This is a genomic window from Paenarthrobacter ureafaciens (genome assembly GCF_004028095.1).
Lineage (GTDB): Bacteria > Actinomycetota > Actinomycetes > Actinomycetales > Micrococcaceae > Arthrobacter > Arthrobacter ureafaciens.
In genome coordinates this window covers 95,809-112,762 of sequence record NZ_SBHM01000009.1, presented here as the reverse complement: position 1 = coordinate 112,762, position 16,954 = coordinate 95,809, and the positions used below count along the sequence as shown (strand labels likewise).

Annotated in this window: 13 protein-coding genes; 7 read left to right on the top strand and 6 right to left on the bottom strand. The window is 61.2% G+C overall.

Annotation, left to right across the window (positions count from 1 at the left end; translation table 11 throughout):
- The first annotated feature begins 43 nt into the window (after positions 1 to 43).
- Positions 44 to 895 (top strand): DeoR/GlpR family DNA-binding transcription regulator, encoded by an 852-nt coding sequence (locus tag AUR_RS19195; RefSeq protein ID WP_021473042.1) that lies wholly within the window; start codon positions 44 to 46, stop codon positions 893 to 895.
- On the opposite strand, the gene AUR_RS19190 is transcribed toward AUR_RS19195, so the two are convergent.
- On the bottom strand, positions 884 to 1,825 hold the full coding sequence (locus tag AUR_RS19190) for a LysR family transcriptional regulator (RefSeq protein WP_062096588.1): 942 nt from the start codon (positions 1,823 to 1,825) through the stop codon (positions 884 to 886). The genes AUR_RS19195 and AUR_RS19190 overlap by 12 nt on opposite strands.
- A 123-nt stretch (positions 1,826 to 1,948) precedes the next feature.
- On the opposite strand from AUR_RS19190, the gene AUR_RS19185 reads away from it, so the two are divergent.
- From AUR_RS19185 to AUR_RS19170, 4 genes are all read left to right on the top strand, one after another.
- A complete protein-coding gene (locus tag AUR_RS19185) occupies positions 1,949 to 2,941 on the top strand; it encodes a DUF1852 domain-containing protein (RefSeq protein ID WP_062096586.1) in 993 nt (330 codons plus the stop codon).
- A gap of 20 nt (positions 2,942 to 2,961) precedes the next feature.
- On the top strand, positions 2,962 to 4,008 hold the full coding sequence (locus tag AUR_RS19180; protein WP_062096584.1) for a methionine synthase: 1,047 nt from the start codon (positions 2,962 to 2,964) through the stop codon (positions 4,006 to 4,008).
- A 2-nt stretch (positions 4,009 to 4,010) separates the two neighbouring features.
- A complete protein-coding gene (locus AUR_RS19175) occupies positions 4,011 to 4,583 on the top strand; it encodes a flavin reductase family protein (RefSeq protein WP_062096583.1) in 573 nt (190 codons plus the stop codon).
- 377 nt (positions 4,584 to 4,960) lie between these two features.
- Positions 4,961 to 5,203, top strand: a complete 243-nt coding sequence (locus AUR_RS19170) for a hypothetical protein (protein ID WP_021473047.1) — start codon at positions 4,961 to 4,963, stop codon at positions 5,201 to 5,203.
- A gap of 35 nt (positions 5,204 to 5,238) precedes the next feature.
- Here AUR_RS19170 and AUR_RS19165 read toward each other — a convergent pair whose 3' ends face one another.
- A complete protein-coding gene (locus AUR_RS19165) occupies positions 5,239 to 5,457 on the bottom strand; it encodes an SDR family oxidoreductase (RefSeq protein WP_241650986.1) in 219 nt (72 codons plus the stop codon).
- A 279-nt stretch (positions 5,458 to 5,736) separates the two neighbouring features.
- Here AUR_RS19165 and AUR_RS19155 point away from each other — a divergent pair, with 279 nt between their 5' ends.
- On the top strand, positions 5,737 to 6,483 hold the full coding sequence (locus AUR_RS19155) for a hypothetical protein (RefSeq protein WP_062096581.1): 747 nt from the start codon (positions 5,737 to 5,739) through the stop codon (positions 6,481 to 6,483).
- Between the two features lie 512 nt (positions 6,484 to 6,995).
- Here AUR_RS19155 and AUR_RS19150 read toward each other — a convergent pair.
- A complete protein-coding gene (locus tag AUR_RS19150; protein WP_062096579.1) occupies positions 6,996 to 7,364 on the bottom strand; it encodes a type II toxin-antitoxin system death-on-curing family toxin in 369 nt (122 codons plus the stop codon).
- Positions 7,361 to 7,567, bottom strand: coding sequence for a ribbon-helix-helix protein, CopG family (locus AUR_RS19145; RefSeq protein WP_241650980.1), 207 nt, complete (start codon positions 7,565 to 7,567; stop codon positions 7,361 to 7,363). The genes AUR_RS19150 and AUR_RS19145 overlap by 4 nt, the downstream gene beginning before the upstream one ends.
- A 1,171-nt stretch (positions 7,568 to 8,738) precedes the next feature.
- Between AUR_RS19145 and AUR_RS19140 the strand changes: the two genes are divergently transcribed.
- The gene (locus AUR_RS19140; protein WP_062096577.1) at positions 8,739 to 13,574 is read left to right on the top strand and encodes an NAD-glutamate dehydrogenase; all 4,836 of its coding nucleotides are present in this window, start codon (positions 8,739 to 8,741) and stop codon (positions 13,572 to 13,574) included.
- Positions 13,575 to 13,582: 8 nt separating this feature from the next.
- Here AUR_RS19140 and AUR_RS19135 read toward each other — a convergent pair whose 3' ends face one another.
- Positions 13,583 to 14,770, bottom strand: coding sequence for an acetyl-CoA C-acetyltransferase (locus AUR_RS19135; RefSeq protein WP_062096575.1), 1,188 nt, complete (start codon positions 14,768 to 14,770; stop codon positions 13,583 to 13,585).
- Between the two features lie 88 nt (positions 14,771 to 14,858).
- On the bottom strand, positions 14,859 to 16,952 hold the full coding sequence (locus tag AUR_RS19130; protein ID WP_062096573.1) for a 3-hydroxyacyl-CoA dehydrogenase NAD-binding domain-containing protein: 2,094 nt from the start codon (positions 16,950 to 16,952) through the stop codon (positions 14,859 to 14,861).
- Positions 16,953 to 16,954 lie beyond the last annotated feature (2 nt).

Sequence of the window (16,954 nt, the reverse complement as noted above, 5' to 3'; positions counted from 1 at the left end):
CGGAACTAGCATGGTAACCACGGCCACGGGAAGGAGACCGGGAATGCTGAGCGCAAACGCGCGGCGCGAGGAAATCTACCACCTCGCTGTCACCACTGGCCTTGCCTCGGTGGAGGAACTCTCCGCCCGGTTCGAGGTGACCGCCTCCACCATCCGCCGCGACCTGGCTCTCTTGAATAGCCAAGGCCGGCTGGCCCGCACCTACGGTGGCGCTATGGCGCTGGGAGCCCACCCCGAAGCATCGCTGCGGCAGCGAACAGGCGAAGCATTCGAGCAGAAGCACGCCATCGCCCGCTGGGCCGCGGCAGTGATCGTTCCCGGTGAAAGCATCCTCCTCGACGCCGGGTCCACCGTCGGAGCCCTCGCCCACGAACTGCAAAAGTTCGAGAAGCTGTCCGTCACCACACCGGGCCTGAACATCATGCAGGAACTTGCCGATTCCGACCGCATAGAAGTGGACTGCATCGGTGGCCGCCTCCGGAGTGTCAGCCAAAGCTTTGTGGGCCCACTCGCTGAAGCGGCCTTGGAACGAATGAGCTTCGACCGTGTCTTCCTCGGCGCGGACGCCGTCACGGCCGATGACGGCATTTGCGAAGCCGACCATGCCCAGACCCGCTTGAAGGAACTCATGGCCCGCCGCGGCAACCACGTCTACGTCCTCGCCGACTCGTCCAAGCTCGGACTCCGGCCCTTCCACGCGTGGGCCCGGCTCGCGCTCCCATGGACCCTCGTCACGGACGACGGTGCCGAGCCTGAACAAGTCCGGAAATTCGTCGACGCCGGCATCAAGGTTGAGCTGGCCGAGGTCGCGAAGACCGCGGCAACCGGCCCGGCTGCAGACCAGGATCACCGACAGGGTAACAACCCGTCCGCTCGACCGTATTCAGTCGAGTAGCGCTACGCCGAACTCTGCGACGACGGCGCGCAATTCCTTGAGGTAGCCCTGCGCTTGGTCGGTGAGCGGAATCGAGGCGTGGCCGATCCAGCCGATCTCGATGCGTTCGTCAACGTCGAGCGGGATGGCTACGATCTCCGGGTCGAGCTCCCCGCTGATGATGCCCGTCGAGATCGTATAACCGTGGAGCCCGATCATGAGGTTGAAGATCGTGGCACGGTCGGACACCCGGATCTCCTGCTTACTGGACAGCGTGGAGAGAATCTCCTCGGCGAAGTAAAAAGAGTTGTTCGCACCTTGATCGAAGGTTAGCCGCGGCAGGCCGGAGAGATCGGCGAGAGCTACACGCTCCTTCGAGGCGAGCGGGTGCTTTCGTGAAATGAAAATGTGCGGATCGGCGAGAAAAAGCGGTGTGAACGCGAGTCCGGATTCCCGGAGCAGCTTGTCAATGACCTTCCGGTTGAAATCGTTCCGATAGAGGATGCCTATCTCGCTGCGGAGCGTCCGGACATCCTCAATGATGTCCCAGGTGCGGGACTCACGGAGCGAGAACTCGTATTCGGCCACCTCAGTGGCCTTGACCATCCGGACGAAGGCGTCCACCGCGAACGAGTAGTGCTGCGTTGAGACTCCGAGCAGTCGTCGTGTTGGTGGCCTGCCAAGGTAGCGCTGCTCGAGGAGGGAGAACTGCTCGACGACCTGCCTGGCGTAGCCGAGGAACTCTGCCCCGTCGGCGGTAAGGGTGACCCCGCGCGCGGAGCGAAGCAGGAGCGCACGGCCCACCCGGGCCTCAAGCTCCTTCATCGCTGCGGACATTGTGGGCTGCGCTACGTAGAGAAGATCGGCAGCTGCGGAGATCGACCCCTCAGCGGCAACTTCAATGAAGTAGCGGAGCTGCTGCAGGGTCAATCCGCTCGAAATCTGGGCCATAGGAAAAGTCTATATGAATGCATAGTATCCACGAGTTACTTGATACCCCTTGAAAGTCGGCACCATGGATGCATCCCCTTTCGAAAAGGCCGTCCCGGCCCATCACCCACGGATTGGCAGCGCCTGGCAGACGACTTCTCCTTCAGCATCACGACCACCCGCTTCGACGAGGACTACTCCCCCTCGGAAGGCTCGCGGATCACCACGAACTTCGCCAACCTGGCACGTGGCGAGCACCGCCAGGAGAACCTTCGCAATGCCCTGACCATGATGCGGCGCCGCTTCAACGATCTCGCAGAATGGGATAATCCGGACCGGGACCGCTACGCCCTGGAACTTGAGATCGTCTCCGTGCAGATACAGCTCACCGGGGATGGAACGGGTCAGCAGTTCCCGCTGTTCGAAGTCCTCGACATCCAGATCCTCGATTTGCTGAACGGGGTCCGTCACCAAGGCATCGTGGGAAACAACTTCTCCTCCTACGTCCGTGACTTCGACTTCAGCGTCGTACTGCCAGCGGCCACAGGGGACTCGGGCAAGCCCACCGTTCCCGAGGACTTCGGCGATCTTCACGGCAAACTGTTCCAGCACTTCCTCGACTCCCCCGAAGGCCAGGAACGCTTCCCGCAGCCGCCAGTGGTCTGCATCAGCGTCTCCACGAGCAAGACGTACCGGCGGACCGGAAACCTTCACCCGGTCCTGGGCGTCGAGTACCAGCAAGACGAGTTCTCGCTGACGGACGCGTACTTCGCAAAAATGGGGCTGCAGGTCCGCTACTTCATGCCCCGCGGCAGCGTTGCGCCGCTCGCTTTCTACTTCCGCGGCGACCTGCTCAACGACTACTCCAACCTGCAGCTCATCGGCACAATCAGCACCATGGAGACGTTCCAGAAGATCTACCGCCCGGAGATCTACAACGCGAACTCCGCCGCCGCCCACGTCTACCAGCCGAGCCTGGGCGAGCAGGATTTCTCGCGGACCCAGATCGCTTACGACCGCGTCGAGCGCAGCCAGCTCGCGGTCACGCAGGCGAAGTACACGGAGGAGCACTTCATCACGCCCCACAAGGACCTGTTGGACCAGTGGACCGCCAACTACCCCGCCCTCGTCAACTGACCCACGGAGAATCGTCAATCATGAATACACTTTTGCCCACCACCGTTGTCGGAAGCCTGCCTAAACCATCCTGGCTCGCACAGCCGGAGACTCTTTGGTCCCCGTGGAAGCTGGAGGGAGAAGGGCTGCTCGAGGGCAAGCAGGATGCGCTGCGCATCGCGCTCCACGAACAGAGCCGGCGCGGCATCGACATCGTCAGCGACGGCGAGCAAACCCGCCAGCACTTCGTCACAACCTTCATTGAGCATTTGAGCGGGGTCGACTTTGAACAGCGCAAGACCGTGCGCATCCGCGATCGCTACGACGCCAGCGTGCCGACCGTCGTCGGACCGGTGCGCCGCGAGAAGCCGGTATTCGTCGACGACGCAAAGTTCCTCCGCGCAGCCACGGACCAGCCGATCAAATGGACTCTTCCCGGTCCCATGACGATGGTGGACACGCTCTACGATGACCACTACAAGAGCCGCGAGAAGCTCGCCTGGGAATTCGCCACGATCCTGAACCAGGAGGCGAAAGAACTGGAGGCGGCCGGCGTGGACATCATCCAGTTCGACGAGCCCGCGTTCAATGTCTTCCTCGATGAGGTCAAGGACTGGGGCGTGGCTGCACTTGAGAGAGCGGCAGAGGGACTGCGTGCGGAGACCGCCGTGCACATCTGCTACGGCTACGGCATCAAGGCCAATACGGACTGGAAGGCGACGCTCGGCTCACAGTGGCGGCAGTACGAGGAATCGTTCCCGCTGCTGCAGAGCTCCAGCATCGACATCATTTCGCTGGAATGCCAGAACTCCCACGTGCCCATGGACCTCATCGAGCTCCTCCGCGGCAAGAAGGTCATGCTTGGGGCAATCGACGTCGCAAGCGAGACCATCGAGACCCCGGAGGAGGTCGCCGATACCCTCCGCAAGGCCCTCAAGTTCGTCGATGCGGACAAGCTCATCCCCAGCTCCAACTGCGGCATGGCACCGTTCCCCCGGGACGTCGCACTGGCCAAGCTGAGTGCCCTCAGCGCAGGGACCAACATCATTCGCGAGGAACTCGCGCGCTCCGCCCCCAAGGCGTCATAACGATGTTTCACGCCTACCCCGCAGACACTTGGTTCGGGGCTCCGACTCAAAGCTTCCCGTCTTCCCTCTCGGCCGACGACTTCAAAGCATTGTTCCGTGGCCACCCCGGAGGTGTCGCCGTCATCACGGCCGATGCCGGCGAAGGACCGGTGGCACTGACGGTGTCGTCGGTGGTGTCGGTCAGCGCGGAACCTCCGTTGCTGATCTTCTCGGTCTCGGCACTGTCCTCTGCGTCGGATGTGCTTTCCCGCGCCGAGACCGTCGTCGTGCACCTGCTGGACGCGCACGACGTCGACTTGGCGAAGTTTGGCGCAACCCCCGGCGCCGACCGCTTTGACCAGACGCACCGCTGGTCGGCCCTTGCAACCGGCGAAGCGGTGTATGACGACGTCCGCGCCTGGGTGCGCTGCGCCGTCATCGATCGCATGGAGGTAGGGACCTCCACGATCATCGCCGTTCACGCCCTTGAGTCCCGGGTGCTGCGTGACGTCCACGCGGGCGAACCCGGCGATGCTCTGGTTTACCACAACCGTTCATGGCACCGGCTGGGCGAGCATTCCAAGCTTGAAGGCTGAGTGTCTCGCCAGCAAACCGAAGCGGTGTTTGCGGTAAGCCGAACGGCTCACGACGGCGGGAGGTTACTCCCGCCGTCGTCCTCGCTGACAGGGGCACTTGCGACTCTTTGGTCTTCTATTAGACGGGATAAGCGGGAGGGCGGCCAAAGAAGCATAGATGTAGGCCAACGGAAGCAGCGCGCGTGGCCGGGGCATGAATTCCCCACCGCTCACCTCCTCCACACGCCTAAGAGGAAGGACTCGGCACGAAAAGACCGCGATGATTCGGCCGGCAAGCCTCCTCCTCGAGAAGACCTCCAGCCCGGCAGCCCTGCTCCGGGTGTACGGTTGGCACACCGGGAAACGCCTGTTCCCGGCCTTAAGACGCGAGGTGGCACATGAACGAATTCGAAGCCTCACTCATCATCAAAGCCGGTGCCGAGCAACTGTCCACGGCCTCAGCCGACCCCCGCTCCGAAGAAGGATACGCAGCCGTCAAAGCTAACCTATCCGAAGCACTGAACCATCTGGCCACAGCCTTGGAAAACTTTGAATCCAACACTGCGGCGCCTACCCGTTCAATCGGCTGGCTCCAAGACCTTCGGCGCGTTGCCGATGACTTGGTCCAAAAACCGGACTGAAACTTCCCCGACAGCGGGCTAAGCGTTGGCAATGTCTATTGGTTCTCCGATCCATGCCAGCGGTCGGATGTCTTCCCTGGCTTTCTTGATTTTGGATCTTCATACATCTTTGCGATCATCCTCGTTTGAGTCATGCCGGGGGACACGACGTTGACGCGGATGCCGTCCGGCGCCCATTCCAAGGCAAGTGTCTGGGCCAGCATGGTCAAGGCAGCTTTGGTTGGGCTATAAGCGCCCAACCCGGCATGTGGCATCTGTCCGGACATTGAGGAGGTAAAACATGCGGCTCCCTAATTGGTTTGCCTGTCCTGTGCCGGACGGGCTATGTTCCGTGCGGGACAGAAAAGTCAGCCGTCGTTTGCTGCCCGGCACAGGCAGGACTGTCGATTGGTTTCGAGGCCGTGGAGCGCCTTCATATTCCTCGCGGAACGGCGTCTGTAGCTGACTTCCAATGGCGCCACACCACCCTCTGGACGCCGCTGCCCACTCGGCGTATACAGGAGTCCAGGATCCAGCGGCTGAAGGTGGCCAGTATGCGGCAGCAAGGACGACGACAGTGTCTCCTGTCGGTTTTGTTCGCCGCTTTGCTGTTGGTACTGACATCGTGCGGCAAACCTGTTCAGGCCCTGGCAAATCTGAAGAGCAGCGTAGATGAAGCCGGAAGCCTCTTGAGCAGGGCAGCGGACCCTTCGGAGTTCAAGAGCCTGTCCACGAAGATTGACGACATGCTGAAAGACACTCCGGAAGGAACTTCACTGAGTGCTTCCGAGAAGGCAACCGTTGATGCCGCCGCGCCTCGCGCAGCGGCCCTAAAACAAGTTGCTGCAATGTTGGGCGTCTCAGATGAGGTCATGGGTTTCATCAGCAAGGACGCGGTCGAACTTGTATCGGCTTCCCTGATTAGGACGCCCTCACAAGCGTTCAGGCAGCACTTGGATGCCACAGCACGGCGGCTACTGAAAAGCACTACTTGCTCGCTGTACGCCGATCGAATGTCGGGGACTTCGAAGAGCTCACCTAGCCCACTGCCAGGGATCCCCTCCTCTGCCCCCTTTCAACCCCCGACACACATAACTGTGTGGGAAGAGTTTCGGAGAGCCATAACGGCGGCCAACTACCAGCTGGATGCAGTCAACGAAGTAATGGACCTTAGCGGCCTCTCAAGTGAGCTCCTCGACACCGCCTCCGGCTACGTGAGCAAGGTCAAAAAGGTGATGACCGCTGCTGAGTGGGAAAGCTCCGGAGCCCTTCAGGTGTATTTGCGCCACTGCCTGCGGTAGCGAGCCGTCCCCCGTTACATAGCCGCACTCTTGTTGTCGAGTATCTGCCGCCGTAATGAGGACGCTGTGCTGAGTGAGCGCGTCGTCATGGACTGTTTCTTGGTTCAGGTGAAATGTTCTTGCTGCGATACTGCAGCGGGCCGACGCCGCCGCTGGTGTGCGAATAGTCGGTCCAAGAGGGCACGGCTGCAAGGGGAACTCAAAAGCGGAGCGTCCCGACGCTGACCGCGCTACGCACACACCTCCACAGACCGATCGCTGCGGCCAGAGCTTAGTCATCGGATCCCAATCAGAGGGACGTGTCCACATTCGCACACATTAAAAAGCAAAAGACCCCTCCGAAGAGGGGCCATGCCGTGCCCGAGGTGGGACTCGAACGCGATTCCCGGCCTTGTCATTGCTGGGATCCCTCGGAAACATGCAGAATCCGGCCCAGTCCGGCGGCTGTACGGGCCAGTCCGGGACGGAAAGTGTGGACATTGTCCACACTTCCTCTTAGGGGAAAAGCCGAGTTAACGCGGCACCAAATGATTCGAGATCACAGCGGCCGAGTCCCGTAGTTCAACGTCCCCAGCGGCGACCCCGACGACCAGTCCGAAGCCCTCGTCAGTTGAGAAGTCATGACGGTAGCCGTTGATCCACAACAACAGCACCATGAGCGTCCAAGCAGTCCGCTTGTTCCCATCAAGGAGTGGATGGAACCTCGCGACCGACTCAAGTAAGGCAGCCGCCTTCATCGCTAGTTCCGGATAAGCTTCAGCCCCCATGACCGTTGTCGCGGGCCTAGCCAATGCCGACGCCAACAAGCCGACGTCGCGGATATGGAAGCCGTAGCGATCAATAACTTGAAGCGCATCCTCAATGTCAAGGTAAGCCGTCACGCGTCCTCAAGGCGCGTCAGCAGCTCAGCATCATGACTCATCACAAAATCAAGGCCCTCACTAATTTCACGCCGGCGCGTGTGCCGCTGCAGAACCAACTCGGCCCCCTGCAATAGAAGTGCGGACTTGGACGTGTGTTCCTCGGCAGCCAACTTTTCCAGCCGTCGATCAAGGTCCTCAGGGACTCGGAGATTCATAGCCATGAAACCCATGGTACCAAAACGGTACCCTAGCGGGCCGCGATAAAGACATCCTCCACCGAGGGAAGCAAAACCGATAACGGCGCATATGTTCGAATCCTCCACTCCCCCGATTCGCGCCTGCTCCGACGGGTTGGCGAAGGGCTAAAGCGATTGCATGCAACCCTGTGGACTCCTTCGAGCCTCGACCTCGACCGCATTCAACCAACCCGTACGACTGCGCGCTCCAGCTCAATAGATTCGTTGCATCCGGGTCGCTCGCAGGACCAATGGCATCGCCGCGCCCGAACCCCGAGGTCGGGGGTATCCAGTCATGGCGCAGTACATGTCAATCGCCCATGGACGGATGAAGCCCCCAGCAAGACGGGCCCTTCAATAGCAGTCAAGAACGCACGAGGAAGTCAGTCGTGAACGCGCCGGCTTTGCACGCCTCACCGACCACATGCCCGCGGCCCGTGACATAGGCTGCCCGAGCCTACGGAACGCGTCCGGGTGGTGGTGACTTTACTGGAAGGCGCTACCCGATGGACGCCGGTCGACTGCGACGACGTTGAACTCGAGAAGATGGCGGACCGAGCCGTTACCTTGTCGCGGGCGATTCTGGCAGTTCGATTTCCGAGTGACGTAGCCTCATCGGAGTCTTAACCCGGTCAGTAGTGCCGGATATTGGGTTCCCGGCTTGTCTCCGCTTGCCATTACAGTTCTTGCGGCCGTGGTTCCCGGCTTCTAATGCAACGTTTCACGGTCTATGAGTCGCGGCGTTTGGATGAGGTCCGGCTCCGGGCCGAGCGCGGCCGCAAGGCGTCGGGTGGGGTAATTATGCAGGTCATTCATGTCCGGCAGGTGCTTGCCTGTCCCCGACCCTGAAAAGCCGGAGAATGTTGAGGGCATCCGAACCCGACCTCTGCCGTCCCCTACTCCGTGGAGAATAGGCGTAGGCTCCAGGAGAGCCTGGACACGTGCGTCGGTGTAGCCCTGACGCCCCCAGATGGTGCATGCCTGAAATGGACACTTGCACGCACTCTCGACGCTGTTCCGCACCTGAGGGATCCGTCTGGCGAAGTGCAGGTTCTCTGGACGTGCCCTCAATCGACGGCGATGATGAGATGTACGCGGCGACGCGAAGTCTAATCGCAGTCTGCGACTATCCCCGGCGCAGTGGAGGCGCATAGGCATGTCACCCAAACCAGGCCCCGCGGAGCCCATTGCCTCATCGCACGGAATCACGCCGGACGAGCCTTTCTTTGCCGCCTACTACGCGCAAGTCCCCACCGAGGATCTAAAGGGGTACAACCTCGAAACCCTCCGTTCCCGGGCGGCAGGCCATTTCGCGGCGGCGTCCACTCGGCGACCGGGTCAGAGTTTGGTCAGCATTCACAACGAGCCGGACGCGAGCGTCATTGCAGTGGTTGCCGACGATTTGCCCTATCTGGTTCACTCCATAGCGGAGGCGCTCGCACGTGAAGACGCATTCATCCGATTACTTGTCCACCCGGTCTTCTCCGTGCTGCGTGATCCTGATACTCACGTGCTCTTGGAGATCCGCCCCGGCAGGCGCAGAGAAGGATTTCCGGAAGAATCAGTGCCTTCCGTCGGAGGAAGGTCTGAGACTTGGGTGGCCGTAGAAATCGGAAGACTGGCCGATCGTGCGGCCGCGAACGTGCTCACGGAACGCCTGCTAAAGGTCTTGGACGATGTACGAGTTGTCGCCGACGACTCCGCGGCCATTCAAGGTAAATTCACAGAGGCTGTCGCCACGGTGGATAATTTTCGGCGGGCCGTTGATCCGTCAACGGATCAACTCAGCCAGGTGCTCCGATGGTTCGAGGCAGGCAATTTTTTGTTTCTCGGGTACGCCGAATATGAACTTACGACGGCGGGTGGCCAGGAGCTGCTCACTGAGCGGCAGGGTTCCTCGCTGGGGCTGCTGAGGCCGCCATCGTTGACCACTGCCGGGCAGGAGCAACGACTATACCGAGGTAGTCGACACCAGACTCTGACAGTTGTGACTTCTGAGATTCGGTCCACAATCCTGCGGACATCTTATCTGGACGAATTGTGCCTCGATGCATTCGACGAGGGCGGAAGGGTCTCCGGAGAACGGCGGTTCGTGGGGTTTTTCACGCCCAGTGCGGCCCATCAACCGATTCAGACCATTCCGGTACTTCGCGACAAGGTGCAAGCCGTCTCCAAATACGTTGGACTTGCACCCCGGTCTTACCGGCATAAGGACGTAACGGCCCTTTTGGAATCCTTTCCCCGGAATGAACTCTTTTATCTTGAAGCAAGCGAACTCGCACGGCTAGCGGGAGAGATACTGCATGCCGAGGGGCTGCTGGCGATACGTGTGTTCCTCCAACCAGACAGTTTTGGCCAATTTGTGTCGGCGCTGGTTCTGTTCCCCCGAAATCGATACAACACGGCAGCAAGGCTTCGAATGGAGCAGGTACTCGGGCAGGCGTTAGGAGTGGAGTTCCTGGACGTCACTCCCGTTCTGACCGAGTCCCCTATGGCACGCGTTTTCTTCAGAATCCCCCTAAGCAGGTCCACGCAAAATAGCCCGGCATACAGTAATGGCCCCCTTGATCCCTTCGAACTTGAGCGGAACCTCATCACAGCCATGGGATCTTGGTCGGACGCACTATACGCCGTGATTCGTGACCGCATCCCTCCGGACAAGGCCGCGCGGATATCGGACCTGTGGTCGAACGCGTTTCCAGCGAGCTATCGTGCGGTTTATCAGGCGGACGTTGCACTCCGGGACATTCTCAATATCGAGTCGCTTGGTTCAGGCTCAGGCGCCAGTCAAAGTGGGGAGCCCCCGCTGAAGGTCTACGTCGAAAAAAGCGGTGCCTCCCTCGCGCAAAAGGAGGACGCCAGGCTCCGCCTTTATCTGGCTGTCCCTCGGAGCCTCACCCAGATCCTGCCTTTCCTGCACAACCTCGGGCTGGAAGTGCTGGACCAGCTGTCCTTCGAACTGCGTCCAGGCGACAGCCAGCCACTGTTTCTATATGACCTCGGTATCAAGTACCCGCAGGGCGTTGACCCGGAGGCAAGCAGGGAACTGCTTGGGGACGCGTTCTCGGCTGCGGTACGGGGTGACATTGAATCAGACCGATTCGAGGCGCTCGTCATCCGGGAGGGGATTCACTGGCGGCAGACGTCGATTCTGCGAAGTTATGCAAAGTACCTCCAGCAGTTGGGGACGACGAGCTCCTACGAGTTCATCGTGGACACCCTGACTGAAAACGCGCGGGCTACTCACGCGCTGCTGTCGCTATTTGAGGCCAAGTTCGGTCCAAGGTTGGACGGGTCCGATCGTTTCACTGGCACGGAGGCGGCGAAGAATGAGTTGCAGACCGCGATCGACGAGATCCCTGCGCTCGAGTCCGATCGTATCTTTCGCACTTTCATGGAACTCGTAGAAGCAACGCTCCGTACCAACTACTTCCTGAACAGGCCACATCTGAGCTTCAAGCTGGATCCAACAGTGATCTCCAGTGTCCCGTTACCGCGACCGAAATACGAGATCTGGGTGTACTCTCCACGAGTTGAAGGGGTCCACCTCCGTTTCGGAGCCCTTGCCCGTGGGGGTCTGCGCTGGTCCGACCGGAGGGAGGATTTCCGAACCGAGGTCTTGGGCTTGGCCAAAGCACAAGAAGCAAAGAACTCCATTATTGTCCCGGCCGGAGCCAAAGGAGGTTTCTACCCGAAGCAACCACCGGACCCGGCCTCGGGCCGGGAAGCGTGGTTGGCCGAGGGCTTGGAATGCTACCGAATCTTCATCAGGGGTCTATTGGACCTCACGGACAATTTGGTCTCCACCTCCAGCGGAACAGAGGTGCTCCCACCAGTGGGCGTAGTCCGGCACGATGGTGACGACTACTACCTTGTTGTGGCAGCGGACAAAGGAACAGCGTCCTTTTCCGACGCCGCAAACGCAGTGGCGCAGGAGTACGGCTTCTGGCTCGGCGATGCATTCGCTTCCGGCGGGTCGGTGGGATACGACCACAAGCAGATGGGCATCACGGCCCGCGGTGCATGGGAATCCGTGAAGCACCATTTCAACGAACTGGGAATGGATCCACAAAGCAAGGACTTCACGGTCGTGGGTATCGGTGACATGAGCGGTGACGTGTTCGGCAACGCTTTGCTGCTCTCGCCGCACATCCGTCTTTTGGCAGCGTTTGATCATCGGCACATCTTCCTCGACCCATCCCCTGACACAGAACGGACCTTCGCGGAACGCCAACGTCTCTTCCTTCTCCCCCGCTCTTCGTGGGCGGACTACGATCCATCCCTCATCAGCCCGGGAGGTGGCATCCATTCTCGAAGTGCAAAGGAGATCGAAATCACCGACGAGGTCCGGATATCGCTCGGCCTGAGGCCGGGAACGGCTTCGCTACCGCCTCATGTCCTCATTCAGGCCATTCTCCGGGCACCCGTGGACCTTCTCTACAACGGAGGCATTGGCACCTATGTAAAAGCAGTCGATGAAAGCAATATGGAGGTGGGCGATAAGGCCAATGATGCCCTCAGAGTTAATGGCAACGAACTGAGGGCGCGGGTAGTGGCCGAGGGCGGGAATCTGGGCATCACCCAGCGCGGACGCATTGAGGCAGCTCTCACGGGGGTCCTTCTAAACTCCGATGCCATGGACAACTCCGCCGGCGTGGACTGCTCGGATCACGAAGTCAACATCAAGATATTGGTGGACCGCGTAATCGCGGCAGGAAAGATGCCGGCGCCAGAACGGGCAGCTTTCCTGCATTCCATGATGAGCGAAGTTGCCCGATTGGTCCTGGCCAACAACGTGAACCAGAACGTCCTGCTTTTCAATGACCGGCACCTCGTGCTGGAACTGAGCCCCGGCTTTGAACGGATGATGGACTGGCTCGAGCACGCCACGGAGTTGGACCGCGGCCTCGATGGGCTTCCGAGCACAGAGCAACTCCACGGCCGGCTGCTGTCGGGCTTGGGGCTGACTGCGCCAGAGCTCTCCGTGCTTGCCGCCCACGCAAAAATCGAGCTGGCCAGGGAACTCAATGCCAGCGACCTCACCGACGACCCGTGGTTCAGGCGAACGCTCCATGACTACTTTCCGCGCCAGTTGTCGGAGCGCTTTGATTCCGAACTGGATGAACACCCCTTGCGCCGACAGATCATCTGCACCGTGCTGGCCAACGACATGATCAACCTCGGAGGAATCACGTTCGCCTTCCGTGCCATCGAAGAAACGAACGCTTCGGCGGCTGCAATTGCCAGGGCTTTTGTCGTGATGCGGGAGGCCTACAACCTGCCCTGGATAATGGACAGGTTGTCGGCACTCCCACCGGATTTTCCCGGAGAGTACGCGGCAGAAGTGGCATTGTATATGCGCAGGGCCCTGGACCGCGCAACTCGGTGGTACGTCACTCACGACCACCGGGACCAGCCTGTCGCTCAAGCCTTCGGCAGGATTGCGCCGACGTTTGAGCTGCTACTGACAAAGACCCGGGATTTTCTGCGGGGCTCAGATCGTGACCACAGCGAGGAGCGACTGGCGCGTTGGAATGAAGTCGGGATGCCGCAAGAGCTGGCGAAGCGCGCCTCCGATCTGCTTGAAGGCTTTGGACTGCTTGACATCTCACTTCTGTCCGAGAAGGTGGCTGAACCCTCTACGACGATCGCCGACTTGTATTACGCGGTCTTTCATCGAATCGATGCGCTGGATCTGCTGCTGCGCATCACCGACCTTCCCCGGCAAAACCGCTGGGAGGCCTTGTCCCGGGCCGCATTGCGTGACGACGTGTACTCCGCCGTGGCCGACATCACCCTGTCTGTCTTGCAGAGCAGCCCCAATGGGGCACGTGTCGAAACGATGGAGCGCATTGCCGTGTGGGAGCGCGCGCACAAGGAGCAACTGGGCCGTATAAAGGACACTATCGCGGAGGTCACAATACCCGGGAAAGTAGACCTCGATTCCGTCTCTGTGGCCCTCAAACTACTGCGGACCATCGTCCGGCGGTGAGGGGTGGGTCAACGTGACAGAAGGAGTGCTTCTCCTTGGCCCCCGCCTCCGCAGAGGGCGACTGCTGCCTTGCCAGTGCCGCGACGCTGGAGCTCGTACGCTGCGGAAACCACCACCCGGGCACCGGATGCACCAATGGGATGTCCAAGGGCGATCGCTCCGCCGTGAATATTGACCTTGTCCATGCCGATCCCGAGCTGCGCGGCCGAATGCAGGGCCACTGAGGCGAACGCCTCATTGATCTCCACGAAATCCAAATCTTCCACGCTCCAGCCTCCCGTCTCCAGCGCCTTTGAGATGGCACGGGCTGGTTTGTCCGGCAGCGAGGTGTCCGGGCCGGCGGTCTGACCCGGAGCGCCAAGTACTGCCATGATCCTCAGACTGTGGGCGTCGGCATAGGCCCGCGTTGTGAGGACCACGGCGGCGGCGCCGTCATTGAGCGGGGAAGCATTGCCGGCGGTGACGGTGCCCTTGGGGGAAAACGCCGGCCTGAGCCTGCCGAGCGACTCTTCGTCACTGTCCGGGCGTACACCTTCGTCTTTGTCGGCCAGAACGGTCTGCCCACGACGCTGCGGCACCTTGATCGGGACAATCTCCTCCTCCAATTGTCCGGCGACCTGCGCGGCCGCGGCTCGCCGGTGAGAGTCGGCCGCGGCCTTGTCCTGCTCGACCCGGGCTATTCCGAGGGAATCGTTGGCGCGGTCGGTTGCCAGGCCCATCGCCTCGTGGTCAAAAGCATCGGTCAACCCGTCGTGGGCAGCTGAGTCGATCAGCGCGGTGTCCCCATACAGATGCCCGGCGCGGGACCCCTGCAGCAAATGTGGGGCGTTGCTCATTGATTCCTGTCCTCCGGCGACCACGACTGCGGCTTCCCCGAGACGCAGCAGCCGGCTCGCATCAATAATGGCGCTCAACCCGGATAGGCACACCTTGTTGACGGTCACGGCATGAGCCTTGAGCGGGATGCCTCCTGCCACTGCAGCCTGACGTGCAGGATTCTGCCCGGCTCCGGCTTGGAGCACATGCCCCATGATGACGGCGTCGACAGCCTCCGGGTGGACTTGGGCCCTGTCAAGTGCAGCGGCGATTGCGGCACCACCGAGGTCGATTGCGGACAGCGGTGCGAGCTGGCCCATCAGACGGCCTTGCGCCGTGCGGGCCGCCCCGACGATGACAACATCTTCCGTTGGGTTCAATTTCTTCTCCTTGGACGGGAAAGTGGGTGGGAAGGGCCGGACGACGGCGGACGCCGCCAGTTCCGGGCGAACTTTGGGGCTGCCCTGTCTATCCGACAGCGGAGACGCGCAGTCCGGGATGGAAGGAAGTGCCTGCCTCTCGGTCCAGCAGCGGTGTCAGGCCGCCGGTGTGGAAGGGATAATTTGCGCCGAGGATCATGCACAGGTCGATCTGCCCAGGGCCGGTCACCACGTTCTCGTCGAGCATCGCCGTAACCTCCTGGGCCAGCGCTGCCAGCACTGTGGTGCGGACCGCGCCGGGATCCACCGGCCGGGCGGGCGGCAGGAGGGCAGCGGCGGCGGGTGAGATACCGCCGTCGTTGTCCAAGTAGCCGGGGAGCCCCGCGTCCACCAGTGCGGTCAGGCTACGGCTCACGTCAAAGCGTTGAGGATACGCACGGTTCATGGTCTCGCAGATATGAAGTTGCACGGATGGCCCGATGAATTGCAGAAGCTGCAGCGGCCTCATGGGAAGTCCGAGCGGGTCCAGTGCGAGGTCCACCGTGCGAGGATCGCCGCCGTCGTCAATCAGGGACAGCACTTCGTCCAAAAGCCGTGTCAGCAGTCGGTTCACCACGAAACCGGCGGTGTCCTTGACGAGCACGGCCGTCTTTTGCAGCCGCCGTGCCAGCTCAAAGCCAGTGGCCAGCGTCGCTTCGTCATTGTGCGGGGTTGTGACGATTTCCACCAGCGGCAGCACCGCCACGGGGTTGAAGAAATGGAAGCCAAGGAGACGCTCCGGGCGTTCCAGCCTGGCACCCATGGCCTCAACGGACAGCGAGGAGGTGTTGGTCAGCAGCAAGGCATCGGTACGAAGGAGGGGTTCGAGTTCTGCGAGCACAGCGCGCTTGAGCTCCAATTCCTCAAAGACTGCCTCAATGACCACGTCGCTGTCCGCGAGAACCGACTTGTCCGTCCCGCCGGTGATCAACGCGCGGATTTCGTCGGCGTCGTCGGCGGAAAGGCCGTTCCCGTCCACGAGCTTGTCCACTTGGGCGCCGATCCAGGTCAACGCCGAATCGATGCGTTCCGGGGACAAGTCTGTGATCCGCACCGGGACGCGTAACTTTCGCGCAAAGATGAGCGCGAGTTGGCTCGCCATCAGCCCCGCACCGACGACGCCGACCGATCGAACCAACTGCGGATCAGCGGTCGGCCTGCCCGTGGGCTTTTTTGCCTTGGATTGCGTCAGGTCGAAGGCATATATGCTGGCTCGGGCCTCATGGGAAAGCAACAGCTGGCCGAAGGCGCGAATCTCCGCATCTTGCCCGGAGGTCTCTCTTGGTGCACTGGCCGCCGCCGCGATCAGCTCCAGGGCCCGGTACGGGGCGGGCGCGGCACCGTGGAGGCGCGCGTCCAGCTTCCTTCGGATTGTGTCCAGGGCAGTGAGATCGACGACGGCGGCAGGCGGTCTCCGCTGCGTGGGGCGGTCAACGTGGGCCGTGGACGGATCCGTTCCTGAGAGGATAGCGGCCGCGAAATCCAGCGAGGCTTCAAGGAATCCGTCCTCCGGGAACCTGCGATCGACCAATCCGATGTCGGTGGCCTGTTGCGCGGTAAGCGTCTTGGCCGCCAGTGCGTCCGTGACTACCAACCGCGCAGTGAGGTCAAGGCCCAGGAGAGCCATGGTTTTCGGGATGCCGCCCCAGCCCGGAACCAGGCCAAGCCGGACCTCGGGAAATCCTAAGGCCTTGGCAGAGCCGGCAACAGTGCGGTAGTTCGCGTGCAGGGCGAGTTCCAGGCCGCCGCCCAAGGCTGTGCCGTTGATAAAAGCAAAGGTTGGCACGGGGAGGCCCGCCAAGCGACCCAAGGCCTTGAGGCCCTGCTTGGCCACGTCCTCGGCATCACGCTGGGTGGTGGCCCTGGTCATCGACTTCAAATCCGCTCCGGCACAGAACACCGAACCATCGCCGGTAACTGCCACTGCGTCAACTTGGGACGGATCCACGGATTGCAATACGGCCTCGAACACGGCCAAGGATGCAGGTCCCATGGTCACCGGGCGCCGCTCTGGGTTCCTCAGTGTCAGGAGTGCAAAGCGGAAACCCGCGTGGTGGATGTAGGAGATCGATGTCTCTGTAACTGATTTTTCGACTATAGTCTCGGCGACGTGCGGTGCCGAGATGGAGACAAGTGATTCCATCG

Excerpts from the sequence above, each read along its gene's own strand:
- AUR_RS19195 (WP_021473042.1), top strand. The coding sequence starts at position 44 with ATGCTGAGCGCAAACGCGCGGCGCGAGGAAATCTACCACCTCGCTGTC.
- AUR_RS19190 (WP_062096588.1), bottom strand. The coding sequence starts at position 1,825 with ATGGCCCAGATTTCGAGCGGATTGACCCTGCAGCAGCTCCGCTACTTC.
- AUR_RS19180 (WP_062096584.1), top strand. The coding sequence starts at position 2,962 with ATGAATACACTTTTGCCCACCACCGTTGTCGGAAGCCTGCCTAAACCA.
- AUR_RS19175 (WP_062096583.1), top strand. The coding sequence starts at position 4,011 with ATGTTTCACGCCTACCCCGCAGACACTTGGTTCGGGGCTCCGACTCAA.
- AUR_RS19170 (WP_021473047.1), top strand. The coding sequence starts at position 4,961 with ATGAACGAATTCGAAGCCTCACTCATCATCAAAGCCGGTGCCGAGCAA.
- AUR_RS19165 (WP_241650986.1), bottom strand. The coding sequence starts at position 5,457 with ATGCCACATGCCGGGTTGGGCGCTTATAGCCCAACCAAAGCTGCCTTG.
- AUR_RS19155 (WP_062096581.1), top strand. The coding sequence starts at position 5,737 with ATGCGGCAGCAAGGACGACGACAGTGTCTCCTGTCGGTTTTGTTCGCC.
- AUR_RS19145 (WP_241650980.1), bottom strand. The coding sequence starts at position 7,567 with ATGGCTATGAATCTCCGAGTCCCTGAGGACCTTGATCGACGGCTGGAA.
- AUR_RS19140 (WP_062096577.1), top strand. The coding sequence starts at position 8,739 with ATGTCACCCAAACCAGGCCCCGCGGAGCCCATTGCCTCATCGCACGGA.
- AUR_RS19130 (WP_062096573.1), bottom strand. The coding sequence starts at position 16,952 with ATGGAATCACTTGTCTCCATCTCGGCACCGCACGTCGCCGAGACTATA.